This is a genomic window from Pseudodesulfovibrio hydrargyri, from assembly GCF_001874525.1.
Taxonomy (GTDB): domain Bacteria; phylum Desulfobacterota; class Desulfovibrionia; order Desulfovibrionales; family Desulfovibrionaceae; genus Pseudodesulfovibrio; species Pseudodesulfovibrio hydrargyri.
Genome location: NZ_LKAQ01000001.1, coordinates 822,852 through 848,856, shown reverse-complemented (window position 1 = coordinate 848,856; position 26,005 = coordinate 822,852). Strand labels below are relative to the sequence as shown.

The 26,005-nt window shown below is 65.3% G+C and carries 12 protein-coding genes; 6 read left to right on the top strand and 6 right to left on the bottom strand.

Annotation, left to right across the window (positions count from 1 at the left end; all coding sequences use genetic code 11):
• Positions 1–115: 115 nt before the first annotated feature.
• On the top strand, positions 116–451 hold the full coding sequence (locus BerOc1_RS03830) for a hypothetical protein (protein ID WP_242652854.1): 336 nt from the start codon (positions 116–118) through the stop codon (positions 449–451).
• A 73-nt stretch (positions 452–524) separates the two neighbouring features.
• On the opposite strand, the gene BerOc1_RS19400 is transcribed toward BerOc1_RS03830, so the two are convergent.
• The 3 genes from BerOc1_RS19400 to BerOc1_RS03815 all read right to left on the bottom strand — a co-directional run bounded on the left by BerOc1_RS19400 (position 525) and on the right by BerOc1_RS03815 (position 4,488).
• Complete coding sequence (locus BerOc1_RS19400; protein WP_278248037.1) at positions 525–653, bottom strand: hypothetical protein; 129 nt, start codon at positions 651–653, stop codon at positions 525–527.
• A gap of 272 nt (positions 654–925) precedes the next feature.
• Positions 926–2,509 (bottom strand): sigma 54-interacting transcriptional regulator, encoded by a 1,584-nt coding sequence (locus BerOc1_RS03820; RefSeq protein WP_071544370.1) that lies wholly within the window; start codon positions 2,507–2,509, stop codon positions 926–928.
• 158 nt (positions 2,510–2,667) lie between these two features.
• On the bottom strand, positions 2,668–4,488 hold the full coding sequence (locus BerOc1_RS03815; protein WP_371912882.1) for a YgiQ family radical SAM protein: 1,821 nt from the start codon (positions 4,486–4,488) through the stop codon (positions 2,668–2,670).
• A 159-nt stretch (positions 4,489–4,647) separates the two neighbouring features.
• Between BerOc1_RS03815 and BerOc1_RS03810 the strand changes: the two genes are divergently transcribed.
• The 5 genes from BerOc1_RS03810 (at position 4,648) to BerOc1_RS03790 (ending at position 12,642) form a co-directional block, all read left to right on the top strand.
• Positions 4,648–5,643 (top strand): zinc-dependent alcohol dehydrogenase family protein, encoded by a 996-nt coding sequence (locus tag BerOc1_RS03810; RefSeq protein WP_071544369.1) that lies wholly within the window; start codon positions 4,648–4,650, stop codon positions 5,641–5,643.
• 581 nt (positions 5,644–6,224) lie between these two features.
• Complete coding sequence (locus BerOc1_RS03805; RefSeq protein ID WP_071544519.1) at positions 6,225–8,423, top strand: type I secretion system permease/ATPase; 2,199 nt, start codon at positions 6,225–6,227, stop codon at positions 8,421–8,423.
• A 7-nt stretch (positions 8,424–8,430) separates the two neighbouring features.
• A complete protein-coding gene (locus tag BerOc1_RS03800; protein ID WP_071544368.1) occupies positions 8,431–9,759 on the top strand; it encodes an HlyD family type I secretion periplasmic adaptor subunit in 1,329 nt (442 codons plus the stop codon).
• Between the two features lie 7 nt (positions 9,760–9,766).
• Entirely contained in the window at positions 9,767–10,495 is a 729-nt protein-coding gene (locus tag BerOc1_RS03795) for a transglutaminase-like cysteine peptidase (protein ID WP_071544367.1), read from the top strand.
• A gap of 44 nt (positions 10,496–10,539) precedes the next feature.
• Positions 10,540–12,642: an HD domain-containing phosphohydrolase gene (locus BerOc1_RS03790; protein ID WP_071544366.1), complete on the top strand. Its 2,103-nt coding sequence runs from the start codon at positions 10,540–10,542 to the stop codon at positions 12,640–12,642.
• A 463-nt stretch (positions 12,643–13,105) separates the two neighbouring features.
• Here the strand turns inward: BerOc1_RS03790 and BerOc1_RS03785 are convergent, their stop codons facing one another.
• From BerOc1_RS03785 to BerOc1_RS03775, 3 genes are all read right to left on the bottom strand, one after another.
• Positions 13,106–14,446 carry a TolC family outer membrane protein gene (locus BerOc1_RS03785; RefSeq protein ID WP_071544365.1) on the bottom strand — a complete coding sequence of 447 codons (1,341 nt, stop codon included), beginning with the start codon at positions 14,444–14,446 and terminating at the stop codon, positions 13,106–13,108.
• A gap of 307 nt (positions 14,447–14,753) precedes the next feature.
• Positions 14,754–15,578: a hypothetical protein gene (locus BerOc1_RS03780; protein WP_071544364.1), complete on the bottom strand. Its 825-nt coding sequence runs from the start codon at positions 15,576–15,578 to the stop codon at positions 14,754–14,756.
• Between the two features lie 80 nt (positions 15,579–15,658).
• Positions 15,659–25,591 (bottom strand): cadherin-like domain-containing protein, encoded by a 9,933-nt coding sequence (locus BerOc1_RS03775; RefSeq protein ID WP_071544363.1) that lies wholly within the window; start codon positions 25,589–25,591, stop codon positions 15,659–15,661.
• Positions 25,592–26,005 lie beyond the last annotated feature (414 nt).

The window sequence follows — 26,005 nt, the reverse complement described above, 5'->3', positions numbered from 1 at the left end:
CCGCGCGCCGGGTCCGATCGTCGGGCGCGGGAGGAAAGCCGGGAACAGCCTCCACCCGGGAGGGCCCGGTTTCCTCGCCCGCGGCGAGGCGATCGAACCGGCAGGGTGATCGGATATGGCCGAAGCGGCCGGGCGCGGCACCCGACAGTCTTTTCCGGGCCGGTGCTTTCCGGCCCGCAACCAGAAGGAACCCATGGAGGAACGCATGAACAAGGCGACATTGGAGAAAGTTTTCGAATACGCGTCCAAACCCGTGCAGGGGACCATGTCCCGCAAACTGCGCAAGGACGTGAAAATCCAGGTCAACGAGGGCGAGGTCTACGAGGGGGCCACTCTGTTCCTGGGAGAGGAGTTCGTCCGCGTGACCTGCGTCAAGGACGGCCTGAACATCAACACCTACTACGATTGGGAAAAGATCGCCTCGGTGCGTACCCTGGGTGCGGTCGAATAGCCCGTCCCGCCCCGTCGAAAAAACAAGGCCCCGCCGTGACCGGCGGGGCCTTTTCTTTGATGTCCGGGGCGCTTTAATAGAAGCGCCAGCTTCCGGGCGCTTCGCGGTAGAACTCGTCCATGTCCTCGCTGATGCCGATGCGGACCTCGTCGTCCACTTCGGTGCGGATCACGTTTCTGGCCGGGTCGAGACCGACGTCCAAGGCTATCTCTTCCAGATAGTGTTGGACCCGGTTCGCCTTTTCGCGGAGCGCGCCATCGGTTTTCAGCCGGTTTTTATCGAATCGAGCTGCGGTAACATAGGTCTTGGCAGCCTCCTTTCCGGCCCGGGGCCGAACTCATTCATCTTCTCAATATAATAAGCCTTCGGGGCGCGGAAGCAAGCGGAGCGCGGCCGCCGAAACGGCGGACACCCCCCGCCGGGCCGTCCGGCGAGGGGTGTCTTGCATGGGGTGGAGGTATGTATGCCGAAATTTTAGGTCTGGCCTTCCTTGATGCGCCGCAGCTTGGCCCTGCCCTCGGCGATCATGGATTCGAGCCCGTACTTCTTGACCCGGTAGCCCATCTGGCGGGCGGACAGCCCCAGCGCCTCGGCGGCCTTGTACTGGACCCAGCCGCTGCGCTCCAACGCGGCCATGACCTCGTTGCGCTCGAACTCCTTGAGCGAGGTGTGGCGCGGCGCGTCCTCGGACATGGGGATGGCTTCCTGGACCGTGGCGGACTGTCCGGGCGCGAGGTAGGACTTGAGAAATTCCAGGCTGATGCGATCCTCTTCGGACATGATCACCAGCCGCTCGATGAGATTCTGCATCTCGCGCACGTTGCCTGGCCAGTCGTAGCGGATGAGCGCGTCCAGGGCCGTGGAGGTCAGGTGGATGCTCCGGCCGTAGTCGCTGGCCATCTTGTGCAGGAAATGGTTGAGCAGGCCGGTGATGTCCTCCTTGCGCTCGCGCAGGGCGGGCACGCGGATGGGGAAGACGTTCAGGCGGTAGTAGAGGTCCAGGCGGAACCGTCCGCGCTCCACCAGGTGGCCGAGGTCGCGGTTGGTGGCGGCCAGGATGCGCACGTCGATGGTCCGGGTCCGGTTGGAGCCGAGCCGCTCCAATTCCTTGTCCTGGAGCACGCGCAGCAGCTTGGCCTGCAAGCCCATGGGCAGTTCGCCGATTTCGTCCAGGAAGATGGTCCCGGTATCCGCTTCCTCGAACCGGCCGGGCCGCGTGCCCGTGGCCCCGGTGAAGGCTCCTTTCTCGTGCCCGAAGAGCTCGGATTCCAGGAGGTTGCAGGGAATGGATGCGCAGTTGACCTTGATGAACGGGTTGCCCTTGCGCTCGGACAGTTCGTGGATGATCCGGGCGATGAGCGTCTTGCCCACGCCGGATTCGCCGAGCAGCAGGACCGTGGCCCGGGTGGGCGAGACCTTTTCCATCTGGCGCTGGACCTCGACCATGGCCGAACTCTGGCCCACGATGTACGGGCCCTTGGAATTCTTGGAAATCTGGTATTTTAGCGAGGTGTTCTCGCGCTTGAGCGCGGCCTCGCGGGCCATGATCTTCTCGTTCAGGCTGAGGAACTGGCCGATGAGCGTGGCCACGACCTTGAGGAAGTCCACGTCCTCCTCGTAGCTGATTTCGTCCTCGAACAGCCGGTCCACGTTGAGCACGCCGATGGGGTCGCCGTGCAGGATGATCGGCACGCCGATGAACGAGATCATGCCGCGCTTGACCCGGCGCGATCCGGTCTTGTCGAGGAACAGCGGCTCCTTGTCGATGTCCGGCACGTAGTACGGTTCGCCGGTCTGGAAGATGCGGCCGGTGACGCCCTCGTCGAGCCTGTAGACGCCGCGCCGCTTCTCCTCGATGGTCAGGCCGTAGGAGGCGTTGATGGACAGCTGGCCCGTCTCGGGGTCGAAGAGGGTGACCGTGGCGCGCTGCATGGACAGCTGTTCGGAAAGGATTTTCAGGACGCCGTCCAGTGCCGACTGCAGGTCTATGGCCTGGTCGATGACCTGGCAGATGGACTGCAGGGCCGACAGTTTTAATCCTGGGACGTTGGCTAGCATGGCGAGTGAATAGCAAGCACAGTGCCATGCGCGAAATATGGCGCTGGGCTTGGCTTTCCGGGTCGCAGCCGCATACGAAAAGGGAGAATTAATTTAACAAATATGTAATTTCAGAGCAAAAGATGTACATATCTGCAATATTGCGCAGGTAGTCCTTGTCATCTGCGGGCGCGGCGCTCGTCGCCGGACCGGGGCCGTTTCCGTCCCTTGCCGCGCCGTTCCTGGCCACCGCGCCCCTTGCCGCCGGGGACGCGCCCGGTGTCCGGCATGAGGATGGCGTGCTGGCGCAACCGCTCCGCGTCGGTCTTGGCCACGTATATGGGCTCGCCCCGCATGTCGCATTGGGCGTGGAACATGGCCGCCGCCGCGGTGCCGGGCAGGGGGATGAAACACTGGACCTGCTCGGGCTTCCAGCCGCGCGCGTCGAGCCAGGCGTGCAGGGCGCGCATGTCCTCCTCGGTGCAGCCCGGGAAGGCGGACATGAGGTAGGGGATGACGTACTGCTTCTTCCCGGCCTTTTTCGACTCCTTGTCGAACAGGTCCAGGAAGGTTTCGAAGGTCTCGAAGCCGGGCTTGCGCATGAGTTTCAGCACGTGGTCCACCTGGTGCTCGGGCGCGACCTTGGCCTGTCCGCCCACGAACTCGCGGATCATGGTGGTCAACGCCTGCATGTCGGTCACGGCCAGGTCGATGCGCCAGCCCGAGGCCACGCGCACGTGGTCCACGGAGTTGACGTCGGACACGGCCCGCAGCAGGGAGATGAAGTCGCGCTGGGCCACGCGGTAGTGCTTGCAGATGCGCGGGGTCAGGCAGCTGGGCCGCTCGCAGGCCGACTGGTCGGAGGCGCAGTGCGCGCCCCACATGTTGGCGCTCGGGCCGCCCACGTCCGAGATGGACCCGGTCCATCCCTTGACCTCGGTGATGGCCCTGACCTCGCCCAGGATGGACTTTTTGCTGCGCGAGCGGATGGTCCGCCCCTGGTGCAGGGCCAGGGTGCAGAACGAGCAGCCGCCCGAACAGCCCCGGTGGGTGGTCACGCTGGTCCGGATCATGTCCGCAGCCGGGATACGCTCCCTGTAGGCCGGGTGGGGCAGCCGCGTGAAGGGCAGCCCGGACAGTTCGTCCAACCCCGCCGTGTCGAGCAAGGGGCCGGGCGGGGCGACCAGGACCATCCGGCCGCCGGTTGCCTGCACGGCCCAGGCCTTGTTTTGATGGACCTGTTTTTCGAGCAGTTTGGTGGCCTCGATGAGCTGTTTCGGGTCGTCCAGGATCGCTTCGTGGGAGGGCAGCTCGATGACCTCGGCTCCCTCCGGGATGTCGTCCTTGGTCCCGGCCACGGCCAGGCCGGGCAGCCCGGCCAGCTGGGGGCGCAGGGCGCGCAGGTCCACCTCGCCGGTCTCGTCCAGGATGGTCGCGATGGTCCGGGCCAGGGTGACGATGGAATTCTCGGCCATGCCGTAGGTGATGGCCGTGGCCTTGGAATCGAGCAGCACGGATTTGCGCACCGAGTCGGACCAGAAATCGTAGTGGGAGATGCGCCGCAGCGACGCCTCGATGCCGCCCAGGATCACCGGCAGGCCGGGGAAGGCACGCTGCACGGCGTTGGTGTAGGCGATGCACGCCCGGTTGGGACGCGCGCCCGCCTTGCCGCCCGGGGTGTAGGCGTCGTCCGAGCGCTTCTTGCGGAAGGCCGTGTAGTGGGCCAGCATGGAGTCCAGCGACCCGGCGGTGACGCCCGCGAAGAGCCTCGGGCGGCCCAGGCGCAGGATGTCGTCGGGCCGATCCCAGGCGGGCTGGGCGCAGATGCCGGTGCGGAAGCCGTGGCGGACCAGCCAGCGCCCGAGCAGGGGCGCGCCGAAAGACGGATGGTCCACGTAGGCGTCGCCCGAGACCAGGAGAATATCCAGCTCCTCCCAGCCGAGCGCGTCCATCTCCTCGCGGGACATGGGCAGGACTTCGGGCTGGCGGAGGGGAGGCATGTGTTCGTTTCGTGACATCCGCGCATGATGAACCACGCGCCCGTCCAGGTCCACCTATTTTCCGCGTATGCTCCCGTCCGCCGCCCGGCGTCCGGCCCCCTTCGGGCCTGTACAGGCCGGGGGGATACGGGTACTATGTTCAGACCGGAGGATTTGCTCATGAAAGCCATGCTGCTGACGGAATACGGTGGGGAATATCCCTTTGCGGAGCGCGACGTGCCCGTGCCCGAACCCGGGCCGGGCGAGGTCCTGGTCCGCGTGGCCGGGACCAGCCTCAACCCCATCGACAACAAGATCGCCACCTTGGGCGCGGCCCTGGCCTTTGCGCCCGATCCGCCCGCCCTGCTGGGTATGGACATGTCCGGCGTGGTTGAGGCGGCAGGGCCCGGCGCGACCCGCTTCCAGGCCGGCGACCGGGTGTTCGGCTGCCCGGGCGGGGTAAGGGGGCTGCCCGGCACCCTGGCCGAATACGTGGTCGCGGACGAGCGGCTGCTGGCCCGCGCGCCCGAGAACATGGATCTGGTGGACGCCGGGGCCGTGCCCCTGGTGGCCACCACGGCGTGGCTGGGCCTGTTCGACAAGGCCGGGCTGACCTCCGGCGAGCGGCTTCTGGTCCATGGCGGGGCCGGGGGCGTGGGGCACATGGCCGTGCAACTCGGGGTTCACGCCGGGGCCGAGGTCTTCGCCACGATCTCGTCCCCGGACAAGGCGGCCGTGGTCGAGGCCCTGGGCGGCACGCCCATCGACTACACGGCCGTGGATGTGGACGCGTACGTCGGCGAATGCACCGGCGGCCGGGGATTCGACGCGGTTTTCGACACCGTGGGCGGCCCGGTCCTGGACGACTCCTTCAAGGCGGCCCGCATGGGCGGCCGGGTAATCTCCACCAACACCCGCTCCACCCATGACCTGGGGCCGCTGCACGCCAAAAGCCTGTCCCTGCACGTGGTCTTCATGCTTCTGCCCCTGGTCACGGGTGAAGGCAGGGAGCGGCACGGCGAGATCCTGGACCGGGTGGCCGGGCTGATCGACGCGGACGAACTGGCCGTGCTCCTGGACGAGCGCCGCTTCGGCTTCCGCGACATCGCCAAGGCCCACCGCTACTGGGAACAGGGCCGGGCCCTGGGCAAGATCGGGATTTCGGTCGAGGACTGAGCCCGCTGGCCGCCGGGGATCACGGGCCGGAATATCGTCCAGCGCGTATTTTTGAACTGTGCGGGATACAAGGAAGAATCTAATTGAAACTTGACAAAATCAGTCTCAAGATAAAGATTGTGTCACTATAACTGTAAGAACTGAACGGCGGCCTTGTTGTGCGGCCTCCGCGCGCTCAATCAATCCTCATCCAAGTGAAATCTATGCCTGCCGAGAAAAAGCCAGCGTCAGCAGCCTCGAAGCCTGCTCAAGCCCCTGCGAACGGGGCCGGAGCCACATCGAGCCAGGCCGGGCCCACGCCCGTGCCGGGCAAGGCCCGTCCCGTATCGGACAGGTCCGATGACGGAAAATCCGCGACCCGGTCCTTGCGCCTGGATGCGGGCCCCATGCCGGGCGGCGGGAACCAGGCCGGACCGGCTCCTTCGGGCGCGGACGATACCCGTGCCGTCTCGGGCGGCAAGCCCGCGTCCGCCGATTCCTTGCAGACCGATCCCGCCCCGGCGGGGCAGGACGCGCCCGGCGGGCCGCAGGCTCGGCCGCAACAAGCCCAGCCCAATCCCGGTCAGCCGGGCAAGGGGCAGATGCCCCCGGGCATGGCCGCAATGCCGGGCATGCAGAAGCCCATCCGGGTGGAGACCGATGAGCGGCTGACTCCCAAGGATATCGACTTCCAGCCGCCCCTGGTCATCTGCCTGTCGATCATCAGCCGTCTGCTCGGCAAGCCGGTTTCCTCGGCCACCCTGAAGGCGGGCATCCCCCAGCAGGAGGGGGTCATCACCGCCGCCTCCATCGTCCGCTCGGCCGAGCGCATCGGCATCAAGGCCAAGACCGTGTACCGCGAAAAGCTCCAGGCCATCACCAAGCTGGTCATGCCCTGCATCCTGCTGCTGCGCGGCGGCAACGCCTGCGTGCTCCTGGACTTCACCGGCAACATGGCCCGGGTCATCGTGCCGGGCCACGGCATGGACGAGACCGAGATTCCCATCGCCACGCTCGACGAGGAGTACACCGGGTACGCCATCTTCTGCCATCGCACGTCCAAGCTGGACAAGCGGGCCAGCGAGCTCAAGCTGCTCAAGACCAAGCGCTGGTTCTGGGGCGTCATCGGCAAGTTCTGGCCCATATACAAGCACGTCATCGGCGCCTCGATCATGACCAACATCATCATCATCGGCTCGCCGCTGTTCGTCATGAACGTGTACGACCGGGTCATCCCCAACAACGCCACCGAGACTCTCTGGGCCCTGGCCATCGGCATCGCCATCGCCTACCTGTTCGATTTCCTGCTCAAGAACCTGCGCTCCTATTTCGTGGACGTGGCCGGGCGCAACGCCGACGTGCTCATCGGCTCCAAGATCATGAATCACCTGACCTCTGCGCGGCTGGACTACATGCCGGAGTCGGCGGGCGCGGTGGCCAACAACATTCGCGAATTCGAATCCCTGCGCGAGTTCTTCGGCTCGTCGTCGCTGGTGGCCCTCATCGACCTGCCGTTCCTGATCCTGTTCATCTGCGTCATCTACTACATTGGCGGGCCCATCGCCTATCCGATCTTCGTGGCCGTGCCCCTGGTCATCCTGGTGGGCGTGTTCATGCAGATTCCCTTCCAGCGGATCATCGAGAACCACTACAAGGAATCCACCCAGAAATACGCGCTCCTGTTCGAGGTCGTGCAGGGGCTGGAGACCATCAAGACCAGCATGGCCGAGGGCCGCATCCAGGCTCGCTGGGAGAACGTGGTCGGCCTGTCCGCCCACTCCAACAGCCACGCCAAGACCATCGCCAACGTGTCCATCTCCTTCTCGGTCTTCGTCACCCAGATGGTCTCCGTGGCCGTGGTCATCACCGGCGTGTATCTCATCTCCAAGGGCGAACTGACCGTGGGCGGGCTGATCGCCTGCAACATCCTTTCCGGCCGGTCCATGGCCCCGCTGTCCGCCGTGGCCGGGCTGCTCTCCCGCTTCCAGCAGTCCCGCATGGCCTTGAACGCCCTGGACATGCTCATGGAGATGCCGTCCGAGCGGCCCGACGACAAGGAGACTTTCCACTACGGGGCCATCGAACCGTCCGTGACCCTGACCGACGTGGCCTTCAGCTACCCCGGCACGGACAAGGCCGTGCTCCACGACATCAACCTCAAGCTCAAGCCGGGCGAGAAAGTCGGCATCGTGGGCCGCACCGGCGCGGGCAAGACCACGCTCGGCAAGCTCTGCGTGGGCCTCTACCAGCCGATCGAGGGCTCGGTGCAGGTGGGCGACATCGACCTGCGCCAGATGGACGTGGCCGACCTGCGCCGCAAGGTGGGCTACATCTCCCAGGACAGCCTGCTCTTTTACGGCACGCTCAAGGATAACATCGCGTTTGGCCTGCCCGAGGCGGACGACCAGTCCATCAACGCGGCGGCCGAGATATCCGGGGTCAACGACTTCGTCCGCGACCACCCGGCGGGCTTCGGCATGATGGTCGGCGAGCGGGGCACCTCCCTGTCCGGCGGCCAGCGCCAGGCCGTGACCATCGCCCGCGCCATCCTGCCCGACCCGGAAATCCTGATCATGGACGAGCCGTCGAGCAACATGGACAACCAGTCGGAATACCGCCTCAAGGAGCGGCTCAAGGAATACATCGAGGACAAGACGCTCATCGTCATCACCCATCGCCATTCCATGCTCGATCTCGTGGACCGGCTGGTGATCATGGACCGGGGCAGGATCGTCGTGGACGGGCCCAAGAAGGCCGTGCTGGACGGACTGCGGTCAGGTCAAATCAAGGTTTCCCTGTGAGGGCGCAATGAGTCAGAAATTCGATAGAGAAACGCTGCTGTTCATGAGCGAGGTGGACCAGGCCATGTACGGCAGGGGCCACAGGCTCGCCTACCTCATGTCCACCGCCATCCTGCTGCTGATGGTCCTCTTCATCCTGTGGGCCAACTGGGCCATGCTCGACGAGCGCACGCGCGGCTTCGGCCGGGTCATCCCGTCCCAGCGCATCCAGGAGATCCAGAACCTGGAGGGCGGGATCATGAACGAGCTCTTCGTCCAGGAGGGCCAGACCGTGGAGAAGGGCGACATCCTCTGCCGCCTGTCCAACGAACAGGCCGCCAGCTACTACCGCGACGCCCAGAGCAAGGCCCTGGAGCACCAGGCGGCCATCGCCCGGCTCACGGCCGAGGCCAACGGCACGGACGAACCGGATTTCCCGGCCGACGTGGTCGAAAAGGCGCCGCAGCTGGTCGAGGACCAGCGGCGCATCTTCATGGCCCAGCGCAACAAGCTGAACATCGACATCGGCCTGCTCGAGGACCAGTACCAGCAGCGCCAGCAGGAAGTGAACGAGATGGTCGCCCGGCGCAACCAGCTGCGCCAGAGCCTGGAGGTGGCCGAGAAGCAGCGCGACATCGCCAAGCCCCTGGTGGAAAAGCACATCCACTCCGAACTCGACTACCTGCGCCTGGAGCAGACCGTGGTCCAGCTGCACGGCGACATGCAGGCCCTGACCCTGGGCATCCCCCGCGTGCAGCGCGCGGCCAAGGAGGCCAAGGGGCGCATCGACCAGGCCAGGGCCGAGTACCGGGCCAACGCCCTGGAGGAGATCAACGCCCGCAGGCAGGAGCTCAACTCCATCCTGGAGAACCTGAGTTCCGGCGGCGACCGCGTGACCCGCACCGACGTGCGCTCGCCGGTCCGGGGCGTGGTCAAGCACATCATGGTCAACACCATCGGCGGCGTCATCCGGCCCGGCGAGTCCATCATGGAGGTCGTGCCCCTGGACGACACCCTGCTGGTCGAGGCCGAGGTCAAGCCTTCGGACATCGCCTTTTTGCATCCCGGCCAGAGGGCCAAGGTCAAGATCACGGCCTACGACTTTTCCATCTACGGCGGCCTGGACGGCACCGTGGAGAACATCTCGGCCGACACCATCGAGGACGAGAAGGGCGAGAGCCACTATCTGGTCAAGGTGCGCACCAAGGAAAACGCCATCACCTACCGGGGCCAGCAGCTGCCCATTATCCCGGGCATGACCGCGAGCGTGGACATCCTGACCGGCCGCAAGTCGGTCCTGGCCTACCTGCTCAAGCCGCTGCTCAAGGCCAAGCAGAACGCGCTTCGGGAACGATGAGGCGTGAATGAGGGCGGTGCGGAGGGGGATATACTCGGCGCTCGCGGCCGCGCTCTGCGCGGCCTGCATCGCCGCCGCCGTGATCCGGCCCAGGGCGGCCCTTGCGGCCGAACCCGCCGCGGCCGAGGTCTCTGCCCCTAAGCCCGACAAGCGCCAGCTCTTCGGGACCATGGAGTTCAAGGGCAAGCTGCAGAAGCTCCCCAAGTGGACCGGCGTGCTCGCCAAGATGAAGGCCTGGAAGGGCTATTTCAAGGACGACAGGACCGCCAACCATCCGTCGAAAAAGGCCTGGGAGACCCTCAAGACCCAGGCCCGGGGCAAGTCCGAGCTGGACCGGCTCAGGGCCGTGACCAAATTCTTCAACAAATGGCCGTACCGTCTGGACAAGGCCAACTGGGGCGTCAGCGACTATTGGGAGACGCCCTGGGAATTTCTCAAGAAATCGGGCGACTGCGAGGACTATTCCATCGCCAAGTTCTACGCCCTCCAGGAGCTCGGCTTCACCGGCGACCAGATGCGCATCGTGGCCGTCCGGGACGCCATCCGGGGCATCGGGCACGCCGTCCTGGCCGTCTACGCCAAGGACGACATCTACATCCTCGACAACCAGACCGACATGGTTCTGCCCCATACCAAGTACAAGCATTACATCCCGCAGTACTCGGTCAACGAGCACTACCGCTGGATGCACGTGGCCCCGCAGAAGCGGACCACCTATGAAAAGGCGAAGCAATAAGGCCCGCCCTCTCGGGCTGGCCATAAACCAGATGGAGAATCGACATGGCTGAACATCCTACAAAGACCGCAGAGGTCCCCAAGTCCATCGGAGGGGCCGGACAGGGCGTCAAGATCGGCGTGGTCCTGGCCTTTGTGCTGGTCATCTCGGTGGGCATCGCCCTGCTGGCCGCAAGGGCCGTGCGGGACAACGAGGCCTCGGTGCTCGAGAACCAGCAGAAGCGATTTCAACTGCTGACCCAGGGGCGCACCGAGGTCATCGCCTCCTGGCTCGACAACTTGTCCCACCAGGGGGACCGGCTGATCAAGTCCGACCTCTTCCGGCTCTACGCCTCGGAGGTGGACACCTATGCGGGCGACCTGTCCAACCTCTTCGGTCGGCTGCATGCGGACCGGTCCGTGGAAGGACAGGAGGGCGCGACCCTGGCCGAGCAGCTGCCCATGATGGAGAACATGCTCCGCGAGTTCTCCACCTACGCGGGCTTCCTCAACGCCCGCATCCTGAGCCGCAAGGGCGAGGCGTACATCGCCACCGACGGCTACCTGCCGCCCATGAACCAGGAGCAGATCGGCCTGGCCACGGCCGCCATCAAGGAGAACGGGCCGCGGTATTCCACCCTGCGCAAGACCGCCCAGGGGCTGGAGATGGACGTCTTTGTGCCGGTCTACCCGCCCGACGCCGTGGGCGGCACGGATGAGGCCACCGGCCAGAAGGCCGTGGGCGTGCTCATGATGACCCGCCAGATTTCCGGCAAGATCACCGAGCTGCTGTCCAATTCGCCCCTGGCCGCCAAGGGCGAGAAGACCCGGCTCATGCAGAAGAGCGGGGCGGGCTACCGCGAGATCGCGCCCTGGACCGCCGACGGCTTCCTGGACGTGGGCTTCCCGGTCAAGGTCGACGAGGATGGCCATATCCCGTTCGGGATGCGGCCGAGCATCGAGGACGCGGACACCCGGGTCTACTCCATGGGCGTGCGCATCCCGGGTCCGGCCTGGTGGCTGGTCCAGGAGATCGACTACGGCCAGGCCATGAAGCCCATCCTCGACTATGACCGCACCGTCTACATCGTGGCCGGGCTGGGCATCCTGACCGCGCTGCTCATCGCCGGGCTGGCCTGGTGGATCCTGACCGGCGTGCAGAGCCAGCGCATCGCCGAGCAGTTCCGCGCCCTGGCCACCCAGATCGAGGAGCAGAAACTGTTCATCGACTCCATCAACGCCAACATCGACGAGTTCATCGTGCTCAAGGACGCCCACGGCAAGTTCACCTACGTCAACGACGCCTTCGCTTCGGCCGCCGGGCGGCCCAAGGAGGAGCTCATCGGCATGGACACGGCCGCCGTGTTCGGCTTCGACACGGCCAAGCGGCTGGAGTCCATCGACGAGGTGGTCGTGCGCGAAAAGCGCCAGATGACCGTCAGCGAGCCCATCTTCCTGCGCTCCCGCCGCCACCAGTTCCAGGTGTCCAAGTCGCCGTATTGCGCCAAGGACGGCTCCTGCCAGGGCATCGTCGAGGTCTACCGCGACGTGACCGAGTTCGTGGCCGCGCAGGAGCGGAACAAGCGGCTGATCAGGAACGCCATGGAGGCGCTGGGCTCGACCATCGAGGCCGCCGACCCGTACCTGGGCGGCCACACCAAGCTCTTGGCCGGGCTGTCCGTGGAGGTGGCCAAGGCCATGCACCTGTCCGAGATGGACATCGCCGAGATCGAGACCGCCGCCAACCTGTCCCAGATCGGCAAGATGTTCGTGCCCAACGATATCCTGACCAAGCCGGGCAAGCTCACCCCCGAGGAGATGACGGTCATGGAAGGGCACGTGGAGCACGCCTACCGCATCCTCAAGGACATCGACATAGCCGAGGGCGTGCTCACGGCCATCTACCAGATGAACGAGCGCCTCGACGGCACGGGCTACCCCAAGAAGCTGAACGACGGCGAGATCATCGTCCTGGCCCGCATCCTGGCCGTGCTCAACTCCTTCTGCGCCATGATCCGCCCCCGCTCCTACCGGGGCGCCAAGGAGCCGGAACAGGCCCTGGAAATCCTGTCCGGAGAAAGCAACCGCTTCGACCCCGCCGTGGTCGCGGCCCTGGCCGACGTCATCCGGACCCCGGCCGGGGAAAGGCTGCTCGCCGACAAGGATTAACCTCCACTCCATCTGGTTACGCAAAAAGGCCCCGGTGTATACCGGGGCCTTTTTGCGTTCTTATGGCGCGGCCTCCGATAAGGGGCCATCCGCACCTTCTCCCGGGCGGGCTTTGGCCGCAGCGTAGCCGTCTACGTGAGGATGGAGACCCCCGGAAGGAAAACACGGCTGCCCCACTCTCGACAAATCCGCAGGACAGCGGATTTGGGCGTTGCGGTCTTTCCGCAACGCCCCGAGGGGGTGAGCCCCGAGACGGGGCGAATCAAAGCCTTGGGCCGTGCGAGCGCAGGGGAGAAGAGCCGCTGCCGGGTGCCTGAGGCACCCGATCCGCACCAAGAGGATAGGGCGGAAGCGGGGCTTTGAGCAGGCTTCCCTCTGTGTCCGGACGGAGTCGGCAGCCAAGAAAAGGGGCGCAGCCACGACGGCTGCGCCCCTTGAAGACTGTTCTCGCAGTGCTGTCTTGCTATTTGGCGGCGGTTTCCATGGACGCGTTCTCGTAGGTGTCGGGCGCGATTTCCAGGGTCTTCATGAGCTGGCCTTCGAGGGTCAGGAACTTGTAGACCGTGTAGTCGCGGTTCATGGTCGCGGTCTCGAGCTGCACGCGGTTGGTGAACACCTCGTTGGTGGCGTCCAGCAGGTCGAGCAGGGAGCGCTGGCCCACGTTGAACTGCATCAGGTACATGTCCAGGGACTCGAGGCTGTACTGCAAGGCTTCCTGGTACTTCTCGATCTGGCTCAGGCTGGACTGGTAGTCGGCCCAGGTGGAGGCCACCTGGCGGACGATGTCGTCGGAGGTGTCCTGAAGGTTGTCCTGCGCCTCACGGATGCGCGCGGCGGCGGTCTGGACGTCGTAGTAGTCGCTGGTGCCGTTGAAGATGTTCCACTGGGCGCGCAGCATGGCCTTGTTGTCCTGGACATAGGTGTCCACGCCGTCGAGGTTGTCGGTGTGGCGGGAGGACAGGTAGGCGTCCACGGTCGGGTACATGGTCGACTCGAGCTGGCCCTTGGTCTGTTCGGCCACGCTGATCTCGGCCTTGTACACGGCGATCTTGGGGTTGTTGTCCAGGGAAAGCTGGAGGATCTGGTCGGCCTGGTTCGGGATGTAGTTCGGCAGGTACTGGGGGTCGGCCAGGGAAGTGGGCGCCGTGCCCACGGTGCGGATGTACTGGGCCTCGGCGGTGCGCAACTCGCCGGTATAGGTGACCAGGGTGGTCTCGGCGCGGGCCACGCGGCCCTTGGCCTGCATCTCGTCGGCCCGGTTGCCCGCTCCGCCCTGCACGCGTTCGGTGATGGAATCGAGCAGGTTCTGGTGCGCGGTGATGTTGTCTTCGGCCAGGGCGACCAGCCTGCGCAGGCGGACCACATCCACATGGGCGCGGACGGCGTCCAGGCCCACGGTCTCGACGTTGTCCACCAGGCGGCCTTCGGCCGAGGTCAGGCGAAAGCCTTCGCGCTTGAAGTCGTGCCAGCGGTCGAAGCCGTCGAAGATGGGCTGGGTCAGGGTGGCCCGGAAGTCGGTCGGGCTGCGCCAGTGGTCCTCGGTGCCGTCGATGCGGGTGGCCGCGCTGTTGTACTGCTGCTTGCCGAGCTCGCCGGTCAGGTCGAGGGACGGGAAGAAGCGGCCCAGCGCGGAAAGTTTGGCCTTGGCCACGGCGTCCCTGTTGTTCAGGAGCGCCTTGATCTGCGGATGCTGCTTGACCGCGGCGACGACGCTGTCCTTGAGCGTCATCGTGCCGTTGGCGGCAAAAGCGGGCACCGACAGCGACAGCGTCAGGATGAGAATCGCGAGAACTTGTTTTTTCATTGTCTTCCCCATGGTTGGGTTGTCAAAGGTACTTACTGCTATGCTTGTAGCCGGTTATATAATTATGGTCAAGAATGTAGGGAAGCTGTATCCATAAGTCCGGGAAATTCGGACTGTTGCGTTTGAGAGTGATATTTATTCATTGATATCAGGACAATGTCTTTGATTCGGCCACGGGACCAGGGGAGCGCTGTTCTGCCGGGCCGGGGCGGTCTGAAACCGGGCGTTACGGCACCGTCTGATCGCTGCCGTAAAAAACGCGTCCCGAAGGACGCGTTTCCAGGCCGCCGTACGGGTTTCAGGCCGTTCATTCCATGTGCCTGCCTGAGTGGATCAGATGGGTGATCAAGTCGTCGCCGGAGTGGTCCGCGTCGATATGGATGTCGTGACCGGGCATGTCCGGGTGCGAGACGCCGAGCAGCTTGACCACGATGTCGTCGCCCGTGTGGTCGTTCTGGGCGAGGATCACCGAGGTCAGGTCGTGTTCGTGGTCCACCACCACGTCCTTGACGGACAGGGTGTCGGGCAGTTCCAGGTGGTTGCTGCCCAGGGTGAAATTGCTGATCACGATCTCGCTCTGCCCGTGCGCGAGGACCGAGGGGTCGATGAACAGGTCGCCCGCGTTCGCGCCCGCGTGGAGTTCGTGACCGTCCGTGTGTCCTTCTCCAATGTGGTGGGCCGTGTGCCCGGCAGCGAAGATGTCGTGTTCGGGCAGGTCAACGAGCAGTCCGTCGTGCGGCAGGTCCGCGCCGGGAGCCGGGTCCGCGCCGGTATGCACGGCGTAGGAGCCGTCGCCCAGCAAGGCGATGGAGAAGGTTCCTTCCTGCCCGCCCGGGTTGAAGCCCGCGTCGTCGAACAGGACGTTGTGCATGGTGTTGCTGTTGGCCAGCACCCAGTTCCCGGAATCCTTGATGAAGTGGAAGTCCGCCCCCATGTCCAGGGCGGCCCGGTCCACGTCCGGGAGGAGGAAGAACCGGATCTCGGCGTCGCCCGCGAACATGCCCACCAGCCGGCCGAGCATGGCCGTGTCCTGGCAGTCGGACAGGACGATCTCCGGATCGACCGGAACGTTCCCGTCAAGGGTGTAGGTGCCGAGCATGGTAGTCTGGTTCATATTGATAGTATCGGTCATATTGGTCTCCTTGTATAGGAGAAAAATGCAGTATTGGTCCCCCGGCCCGGCGGTCTCGCCGGGCCGGGGGCTTCGTCCGTCTAGGAGGAGTGCCCCCCGGAGTTTATGATGTGCTGGATCACCGTGTTCAGGTCCTCGCCGGTGGCGGACAGGTCCACCTGGTGGTCGACCGCGTCGTGGGACGGGGGCAGCACGCCCTGGAGGGTGATGGTGATGTCGTCTCCGGCCGGGTTCACGTTGCCGATGGTCACCACCAGGTCGCCGCTGTCCCCGGCGGAGGTGACGTCCACCAGGCCGCCGGACAGGCCGCTCAGGTCGAGCTGGTCGCCCTCGCCGATGTTGAAGTCGGTCACGGTCATGTCCCCGCCGCCGTGGCCGGCGGTCAGGTAGCCGGGGTCGACCATGATGGTGTCCGCGCCCGCGCCCAGGGTCACGGTGTCGTGGCCCGAGCTGACGAACACGGTGTCGTCGCCCGCACCGGCGTGGATGACGTCGTTCCCGGCTCCGCCCCACAGGACATCGTTGCCGTTGCCGCCGAACAGGTAGTCGTTGCCGTCCCCGCCGTGCAGGACGTCGTTGCCGTCGCCGCCGCTGATGAAGTCGTGGCCCGCGCCGCCGTCGATGGTGTCGTCGCCCGCACCGCCGTACAGGAAGTCGTTGCCCGCATGGCCGTTGATGACGTCGTTGCCGCCGTGGCCGTATATCAGGTCGCTGCCGTCGGTGCCGGTGAACTGGTCGGCTCCGTCCGAGCCGCTGAAGGTCGAGGCGTTGACGTGGACCGGGACGTACAGGGTCGCGGTGTCGGTCAGGCCGTGGGAGTCGGTCACCTGGTAGGTGAATTGCTCTACGGTGGGTTCGGTCAGCCCGCTCGTGGTGATGGAGTGGGCGTTCTCGTTCGGGGTGTAGGTCCACTCGCCGTTGGCCGCGATCTCCAGGGTGCCCCATGTTCCCACGCCCGAGCCCACGATGGCCGCGGTCATGGCCGCGTCGTCCGAGCTGTAGACGTTGGCAAACAGGGAGCCGGTCACGGACGGCAGGGTCAGTTCGCCTGTGGTGCCGTTCCGGACCCACTCTCCGCCGGTGGTGGCGTTGATGTAGTTGAGCGAGAACCGGGTGTGCCACGCGCCGCCGATGGTCACGGACTTGATAAGCAGTTCGCCCGAGCCGTCGAGGTCCCCGTGGCTGCCGGTGATGTAGTATTGGTTGTTATTGGCCTTGGTCAGCACCACCGTGCCCGTTCCGTCGGTATAGGTCGCGTTGTTGCCGCCCGCGCCGACGTGCACGGTGAACGTATGGTCGTTGCTGTCCGTGATGGTGAAGATCACGTCTTCGCCGGTCTCGACGTTGTTCAGCATCAGGTAGAGCTGCTCGGGCAGGCTCTTGCCCTCGTCGCCGAACTCGAGGGTCAGGGCCTCGCGGTACAGCGGGCCGTTTTCGATCTCATGGCTGTCGGGGACGAGCGGGGTGTTCACGCCGATGCCGAGGCCCTCCACTTCGCCCACCCAGGCCGGGAAGCCGTCGATGGTGGCGGACACCTTGAGGCCCATGTCGTGGGCCAGGGTCTGCCATTCGTTGGGGTTGCCGTCGGTCTGGTTGGCGAAGTTGATGTCGTGTCCCCAGCCGCTCTGCCACTGGTAGGCGGGCTCCAGGGTATCGGTGACCATGGCCCCGTGGCCGAGGTCCGCGTGGGCGACCAGGGTGTTGATGGTCGCGTTGACCTCGATCACGCCGTAGTCCACGGCCCCGTCCGTGTCGGACACCTGGTAGGTGAAGGACTCGGTGTAGTCGCCCGCGGGCAGACCGTCATGGGTGGTGTAGGTGTAGGAGCCGTCCTCGGCGATGAGCAGGTCGCCGTACTGGCCGTGGACGGTCGCGCCCACGCCGTCGTCTCCCAGGCTGAAGGTCCCGGAGTCGCCGTTGAAGTCGCCGTCGGCCAGGTGCTGGTCGTATTGGGCCTGGGTCAGGTCGTCCAGGTCGCCCGCGGCCGCGCCGGTGACGGTGAGTTCCGTGGAACCGGCCGGGAAGCCCGGGCCGTCGGTGTAGTCGGTATCCTGGGCGTCGTGGTCGTTGGCCAGCACGTTGCCGGTGATCACGGCCGCTTCATAGGTGCCGGACAGGTGGTCCACCGGATCGGAGCCGTGGACTTCCTTGAGAGCCACCGAGGCGTTCGGGTCGTCGGGATCGGCCATGACCACCACGGTGCCGATGACGGCGGTGGAGCTGGTCACTGTGACCACGTCCCCGGACTCGCTGATGGTCAGGTCTGTGATCGGGTTGCCGTCGGGGTCCCAGGCCTGGAGGGATTCCTGGCCGTTGCCGTCGCCGGTGAACTTGAGGCTGACAGACTCCTGCGGGTCGTCGAACTGGATGAGCAGCCGCTCGGCATTGCCGTCGTTCTCGATGAACTTGTCGTCGCCGCTCTTGCCGTTACCGCCGGAGGCGGATTCGACGCCGTAATGGCTGCCGTTGCCGTTGCCCCAGTGTTCCAGGGTGGCCTGGACCCACTTGCCGGACTGGGCGTCGAACTCCTGGGCCACCAGGTGGAACGCGTCGGAGCCTTCCACGGTGCCGATCACGCCGCCGTCGCCGGTGATGGTCCCCGAGCCCGAGCCGGTGTCGTCCACGGCCACGGGCGGGGTGTTGTCGTCCACCGGGACCACGTGGATCACGGAAGTGGCCACGTTGCTCGGCGCGCCCGTCGGGTCGGATGCGTCGTCCCAGACCTGGACGTCGATCAGCCGGTCGCTGGCGTCCGGGTCGTCCGAGCCGTTGGAGAAGGTGATCCGCTCGATGGCGGACTCGTAGTCCGAGATCGGCGCGTCGCCGGACAGGATGATCCGGTTGCCGTCGATCGTGGCGGTGATGCCGCCGGGCAGGGCGCTGGTGTCGATGTTCAGGGAATCCATGTCGTGGGCGTTGGTCAGGGTGATGACCGCCTGGGACATGTGCGTGGAGTCCGCGTCCGAGATGTTCACCTCGCCGGTGATGTGCACCGGGCCGCCGTCTTCGACAAAGGTGTTCTCGAATCCGGTGCCCGCATGGTCGTTTTCCCGGATGACGAGGTCGTTGAAGTCGTCGTCATCGTCCACATCCCGCGGGTCGCCGGTCAGCATCTGGTCATCCACATGAATGACCCGGCCGTTGGCGTCGGTCTCGATCCGGAAGGTGTCTTCCGGGTTGTTGTTGATGCCCGCGTCGTCGAACCGGACCTCGTGGGAGGTGGCCCCGCCGTCAAAGGAGATGTCCCACCCGCCGGAGCCGTTCGGGACAAAGGTCGGGACGCCGTTGCCGACGTTGGTGTTCGGGATCAGGAAGTAGTGCAGTTCCTGGCCGTCGCCGAAGGTGGCCAGGAGCTGGCCGTCGGTGCCGCTGTTCGAATCGACCAGGATGATCTGCGGGTTGGTCGGGTGGCCGTCACCGTCCAGTTCGTAGATGCCGACCATGTTGTTGTTGCCCGCGTCCTCGCTCACGAAGGTGACCGTGCCCGCGGACAGGTCGATGGTCGGGGCGTCGTTGTCCGGGGTGATGTCGATGGCCAGGTTCGCCGAGGCGTAGCCGCCGTTGCCGTCGGTCACGGTGTAGGTGGCCGTGGGCACGTCGCCGTCGTAGTCGGCCGCCGGGGTGAAGGTGTAGGAGCCGTCGGCGTTGATGACCAGGTCGCCCACGCCGTCGATGTGCGCGGTCTCGCCCGCCGCATGGGGGGTGGCGTCGCCCTGGACCGTGAAACCGGTCACGGTCAGCGTGTCGCCGTCCGCGTCGGTATCCTGGCCGAGGTGTTCGGAACCCGCGCCCTGGATGACGTTGCCGCTGGCGGTGTGGTCCTCAAGCACGGTGACGGTGTCGTTCGCCGCGACCGGCGCGTCGTTCACCGGGGTCACGTTCAGGTAGACCGTGGCCGTGTCCGTGGCGCCATGGTCGTCGGTGATGGTGTAGGTGAAGGAGTCCGGGCCGTTGTAATCGGCGTTCGGGGTGTAGACGACCTCGCCGTTCACCAGCGCGACGGTTCCGTGCGCCGGGTCGCCCAGGCCGGTGATGGACAGGTGGTCGTTGGGCAGGTCCGGATCGGTGTCGTTGGCCAGGACGTCGATGGAGATCGAGGAGTCCTCGGCCACCACGATGGCCCCGTCCGTGGACGAGTAGTCGGTCACCTGGCCGGAGATGGACTGGACGTAGAAGCCGTCCTCGGAGCTGCCGGCCGGTTCCACGACCACGTACACGAACGGCTCGGAGCCGGTCAGGTCGATGGTCGGGTCGGTCTGGTCCACGCCCACGTTGTAGGTCCCGACCACCTCGCCGTCCGCGTTCAGCAGGGTGATGATCGCGTCGTCGTCATGGTCCGTGTTGTTGAAGTCGGCCAGGGTGATGGTCGCATGGGCCTGCGGGTCGTCGAACTGGAAGGTGACCTTTTCCGCGCCCTGGGTTGTGTCGATGGCCGAGTTGTCGCCGGGGCCGGTCTTCACGCCCAGGCCGAAGGTGTCATGGATGACCGTGTGGTCCGTGGTCTGGTCCTCGACGATGGTGATGCCGTCGGCCGTGAACCCGTTGGCGATGTTCAAGGCCACGTCGTGGGTCGCGCCGGTCAGGCCGGGCACGCCGTCGTCCACCGCGTCGGGCGCGTCGTTCAGGCCGTTCACCGTGATGACCAGGTTGGCGGTCTGCGCCGCCGGATCGTTGTCCACGGTGTCGCCGTCGGTCATGGTGTAGGTGAAGGTCTCGGTGGGCGCGTCGCCTGGAGCCAGGGTGTCGTCCGTGGCGGTGTAGGTGTAGTCGCCGTCCGCGCCGATGACCAGGTCGCCGTGCTCGCCGTGGATGACCGCGGTGCCGTCCGAGCCCCACTCGGCATGGCTGCCGGTGATCTGGTGGTTCGCGAAGTCCACGGTGGTGTCGCCGAAGGTCACCTTGGTCACGGACATCTCGCCGGGCGTGTTGTCCGCGTCCACGTCGTTGGACAGGACATTGGCCGAGACCGAGTGGTCCAGGCCGTCGGTGTTGGGCTCGTGGACCGAGGCCGCGTCGTTCACGGCGGTCGGGTCCTCGTTGGCCTGGCCGGGAAGCACGTCCACGGTCACGGTGTAGTCGCTGTCGCTGACCTGCCCCTCGCTGTCGATGGGCCGGTAGGTGATGGTGTCGTTTCCGGCGAACTCCACGTCCACGTATTGGAGCTCCCAGTTGGCGTTCCAGTCGCGCGGGCCGTCTTCGGTGGTGCCGAAGACGATCCTGTCGAAGTGCTCGCCGCCCAGGATGGTCTGGTCGAGGACCAGGGATTGGAAGGTGTCGCCGTCGCCGCCGCCGATGGTCCCGGACTGGCCGGTGACCGCGTTGGTCCAGGTCATGACCGAGTTGTCGACCGTGCCCGAGGCGATCAGCTGATCGCCGTCGTACACGGCCCAGGTGGCCTGGCCGTTCTGCTGACCGCCGTGGTCGAAGTAGCTGCCCAGGCCGCCGAAGCCGATGTCGGCGTAGGACACGTCCCTGCCCTCGAAGGTCATGGTCAGGGTCTCGCCCGCATCCAGCCCGTTGTTGCTCGAGTTGGCCAGCCCGTGGTCGATGTGGCTCTGCTGGTCCGAGTAGACCTTGAGGTTGCCGGAGCTGATATGGGTGGTGACGGTAACGTCGGCGGAGCCGTCGCCATCGGTATCCACCGACAGCTGGCGGGTGGAGCCGTTCACGCGCTCGCCCCAGGTGTCCAGCCCGGCGTCCTCGGCCAGGCGGGAGCCGATGAGCACGCCCTGGCCCGCGGGCGCGTCGCCCTTGTAGGTGAAGTTGTCCAGGTCGTCGAAACGGGTGGAGTTGTCGACGTCGTCCTGGGTCACTTCATGACCGTCGTAGTAGAGCGTGCCGTGGTCCGGCAGGCCGGTGATGACCACGCCGGTGTCCAGGTCGTCGCCCGTGTCGTGGTCGTCCTCCACGTCGGTGATGGGCGCCTGGTCGAAGTCGATGTGCACGGGCTCGCCGTAGGCGTTGCCGTGGACCGAGAAGTCCGCGCCCAGCGGGGCGTCGTTCTCGCCGCCCACGGTCACGGTCACGGTGTGCTCGGTGCCGTCGGCGGAGCGCACGGTGAAATCGTTGGAGAAGCCGCTGTTCACGCCGTCCACTTCGCCCAGGTGCTGGACCGAGCCGTTGTCGATTTCATAGCTCCAGGTGCCGTCCGCGTTGATGTGGAAGGTGCCGCCCTGGGAATCGGTGATGGTGTCGGCCTGGAACAGGTTGTCCGGGTTGTCCGCGTCCGAGGCGAACAGTTGGCCGGAATCGGTCAAGAGGCCTCCGGAGGTGACGTTCACGTCCTCGGTCACGGCCCCGGTGGAGTCGCCGGTGATCGTGGCCGCGTCGTTGGAGCCGGTGACCTCGATGGACAGGGTGGCCGTGTCGGTCGCGCCGAGGAGGTCGCTGACGGTGTAGTTGAACTCGTCGTGGACCACCTGGCCCTCGGCCAGGGCCTGGGTGTCGGGGTCGTTGTTGTTCAGCTCGTACCGGTATTCGCCCGAGGGCTTGAAGTACAGGGTGCCGTACTGGCCTTCGATCGAGGCCCAGCCGAAGAGGTGCGAGCCCGCCTGGCCGCCGGTTTCCGAGCCTTCGGCTCCGGCGCCGGCCTTGGTCACGAAGATGACGGAACTGTCCACGTCGCTGTCGTTGGCCAGGACGAATCCGTGGGCGAACTGGTTGCCCGCCTCGTCCGCGCCCGCCTCGACCACCGAGCCGGTGTTGACGTCGTCCACGGCCGTGGGCGCGTCGTCGGAACCCCAGACTTCGATGTGCAGGGTCGCGGTGTCGGTGCCGCCCATGCCGTCGGACACGGTGTAGGTGAAGCTGTCCGTGGGATGGTCGAGCACGTTCAGTTCATTGACGATCGCGACATCGTTGTCGACCTCGTAGTGGTAGGAGCCGTCGGCCTCGATGTACAGGGTGCCGTACAGGCCGGTGACGGCCGTGGTCCCGCTGACGTCGGCCTCGCTGCCCGCGTTGCCGACCGAGGAGACGTGGGTCACGGTCAGGTCGGTGTTGTCCACGTCGGAATCGCCGCCGATGTTGCCAAGAATGGGCAGGTCCATGCCGTGGATGACGTTGCCGGAGGCGTCGAAGCCGTCGGTGTAGAAGCCCGCTTCCTTGGCCAGGTTGTAGTCGTCGGAGGCCGTGGGGGCGTCGTTGGTCCCGTTGATGGTGATGGTCAGGGTGGCGGAGCTTTCCTTGGCGTCGCCGCTCTGGTTGTCGGACATGGTGTAGGTGAAGACGTCGGTGACCGGGTCGCTGTCGCTGTTCAGGTGATCGGTCGCGTTCGGGTTCTCGGTATAGGTGTAGGACCCGTCGGCGTTCATGTGCAGGGTGCCGTAGCGGCCGACGATGTCGAATCCGCCGGAAGCGTCGTTGTCGGTCCCGCCGTGGCCGGCCACTCCGGTGACCGTGAAGTCGGAGACCTCGTTGTCCACGTCGGTGTCGGCCACGCCGCCGTGCGCGTCGCCCGCCAGCACGTTGCCGCTCACGCTGGCGGCGTCCGCGCCGTCCACGGATTCGGTCAGGGAATTGGTGTCGGCCATGGCCGTGGGGGCGTCGTTGGCCCCGTTGATGGTGATGGTCAGGGTGGCGGAAGCGGTGCCGGGATGGCCGTCCGCGTTGTCGGTCATGGTGTAGGTGAAAACGTCGCTGACCGGCTCGCTGTCGTTGTTCAGAAAGCCGGTGGCGGCCGGGTTCTCGGTGTAGGTGTAGGACCCGTCGGCGTTCATGTGCAGGGTGCCGTATTGGCCGACGATGTCGAATCCGCCGGTTGCGTCGGAGTCGGTCCCGCCGTGGCCGGTGACCGAGGTGATGGTGAAGTCGTCGACCTCGTTGTCCACGTCGGTGTCGGCCACGCCGCCGTGCGCGTCGCCCGCCAGCACGTTGCCGCTCACGCTGGCGGCGGGGTCGAGGTCCACGGATTCGGTCAGTGCGTTGGTGTCGGCCATGGCCACCGGGGCGTCGTTGGAGCCCGTCACGTTGATGGTCAGGGTGGCGGGTTCGCTGTACACGCCGTCGGCGTAGGGGTTGGTCAGGGTGTAGGTGAAGACGTCGCTCTTCACTTCGCCTTCCTGCAGGGCCTGGACGTTGTCCCACTCGTTGTGCAGCGCGTAGTCGTAGCTGCCGTCGGCATGGATGGTCAGGGTGCCGTATTCGCCGTCGATGGTCACGGAGCCGTCCGGGTCCATGTTGTCGTCGGTGTACAGGGTGCCGTTGTGGTCGGTCTGGGAAGAGATCGTGGACACGAACATCCGCGTGTCGTCCACGTCGGTGTCGGCCACGCCGCCGTGCGCGTCGCCGGTGACGACGTTGCCGGAGACCACGGCCGAGTAGTCGGCGTCGCCCTCGAATCTGATGCCGAATTCGGCCACGTTGTTCTGGTCGGCATTGGCCACGGGCGCGTCGTTGGCGCCGTTCACCGTGAAGGAGATGTTGGCGTAGCTGAAGGCCCCGGAGTCGTCCATGATTCCGTAGGAGAAGGCGTCCACGTTGTCCTCGCTGCCGTAGTTGAGGGCGTTGAGGGCGTTGTAGGCGTCGCCGTCCTTGGGCGTGTAGAGCCGGTAGTCGTAGGAGCCGTCCGCGTGGATGGTCAGCACGCCGAACTCGCCGTTGACCGTGACCGAAGCGCTCGGGTCCATATGGGCCTGGTCATAGGCCTGCTCGGCCGTGGGCGTGAAGTCGCCGTTCTGCTCGTCGGGCAGGACATAGTCCATGGTTTCGGTGGCGTGGGAGTAGACGCCGACCACGAACATGGTCTGGCCGTCCGGGGAGTCGCCGCTGTCCACGTCGCCGTCGGCCACGGAGCCCGCGTCGTCACCGGACAGGACGTTGCCGTGGACCACGACGGAGCCGTCCTGGGTGTAGTCGTGATGGTCGCTGTCGTGCACGGCCACGTCGCCGCCCGCGCCGCCATTAAGGTCGGCGTCGTGCACGCTGGCGTGCAGGCCGTAGTCGGTGGAGTCGCCGCCCTCCACGGCCTGTACGTTCAGGTCGTCGTGGGCCACGGGCATGTCGTTGGCGCCGTTGACCGTGATGGTCAGGGTGGCGGTGTTGGAGACGAGCCCGTCGGAATCGGTGATGTTGTAATGAAAGATCTCGTCGTAGGATTCGCCCTCGTTGAGCGCGTCGGCCCATTCCTGGTTCAGGGTGTATTCCCAGTGGCCGTCGGGATCCACGACCAGCACGCCGTACTTGCCCACGATCACGATGTCGTCGGACGTGATCTGCACTGCGGCCGGGTCCACGCCGTCATGGTTCACGCCGTCATAATCCACGGTGTACATGGACAACTGGCTCTGGGGGCCGTCCGGGTCGACGTCGTTGTCGATGACGTTGCCTTGGATGGTCTCGTCCGTCTGCGGGGGATTGGGGTAATCGATGTAGAACCCGCCGCCCGTGGACAGGGGGAAGAATTCGCTCAGCGCGGAACCTTCGCCGCCGGCGTGGAGGGCCACGGCTTCCTGATAGTCTTCCAGGCTGTCCACAAAGATGACGTGGCGGCCGACGGAGAAGTCGGCATCGCCCTGTTCGTCGATGGACGCGAAGTCGTCGTTGGCGATGGGGGCGAACCGGCCAAGGACGCCGCCGATGGTCGGGAAGGCGTGCGTGCCGTAAGCGTCGTCCTGGCCGCCCAGGGCGTTGATGCCGGCCGAGAGCGTGCCCGCGTCGTCATTGTACTGGCCCGCGCCCGAGCTACCCGTGGTTCCGGCCGCCGCTGTCTCCAGGTCGGCGTTCTGGTCCGCGCCCTCGAAGGCGAAGAGATAGACATCTCCGGCCACCTGCTCGCCGTTGAGCATTTCGAACAGCGGAAGGCCGCCCGTGTCGGCCAGGGGTTCGTAGTTTTCGAGGACAACGGTGCCGCCGCCCTCGACGGTGATTTCAAGGTTGCCGTTCTCGCCGGTGAACACCGCGTTGGCCAGATCGAAATCGAACTTGACCGGGGTGTCGGCATCAAGGTGGTAGGTCTGTATGTTCCCAGCTCCGGGAAGCGAAACGTGAAGCTGGTTTATATTCGTGTCCGCCATGGTGAACTCCTGGTCTGAAGTAAAGCGATTGTGTTTAATGTCGTCCTCATAAAGATATCTCAATGGCTATTTTTTAGTCAATTGAGAAAAAAATATTTAAATAAGTATGTTAGCATGTGGAAAATAGTGGATGGCAGGCATTTATGCCTGTATTTGCAGGCTGTATATGAATCGACGATTTTTGGTGTTTATTCAGTCTTATTAGATGTTATCAACATATATATGTTGATAAGAAAAAATAGGGGATGCAGTTTTCCCCATAGAAATTATGAAGAAAATAAAAAATTAACAGGCTTGTTTAATTGGATAAAAATTAAAATTATGAGAATTGCTACTACTTATTGGGACGACTGAAGATATTTCGCATCCCTCTGAGCGGTGGACGAAATGTCTGGAGCCAAAAGTCATGTGTTT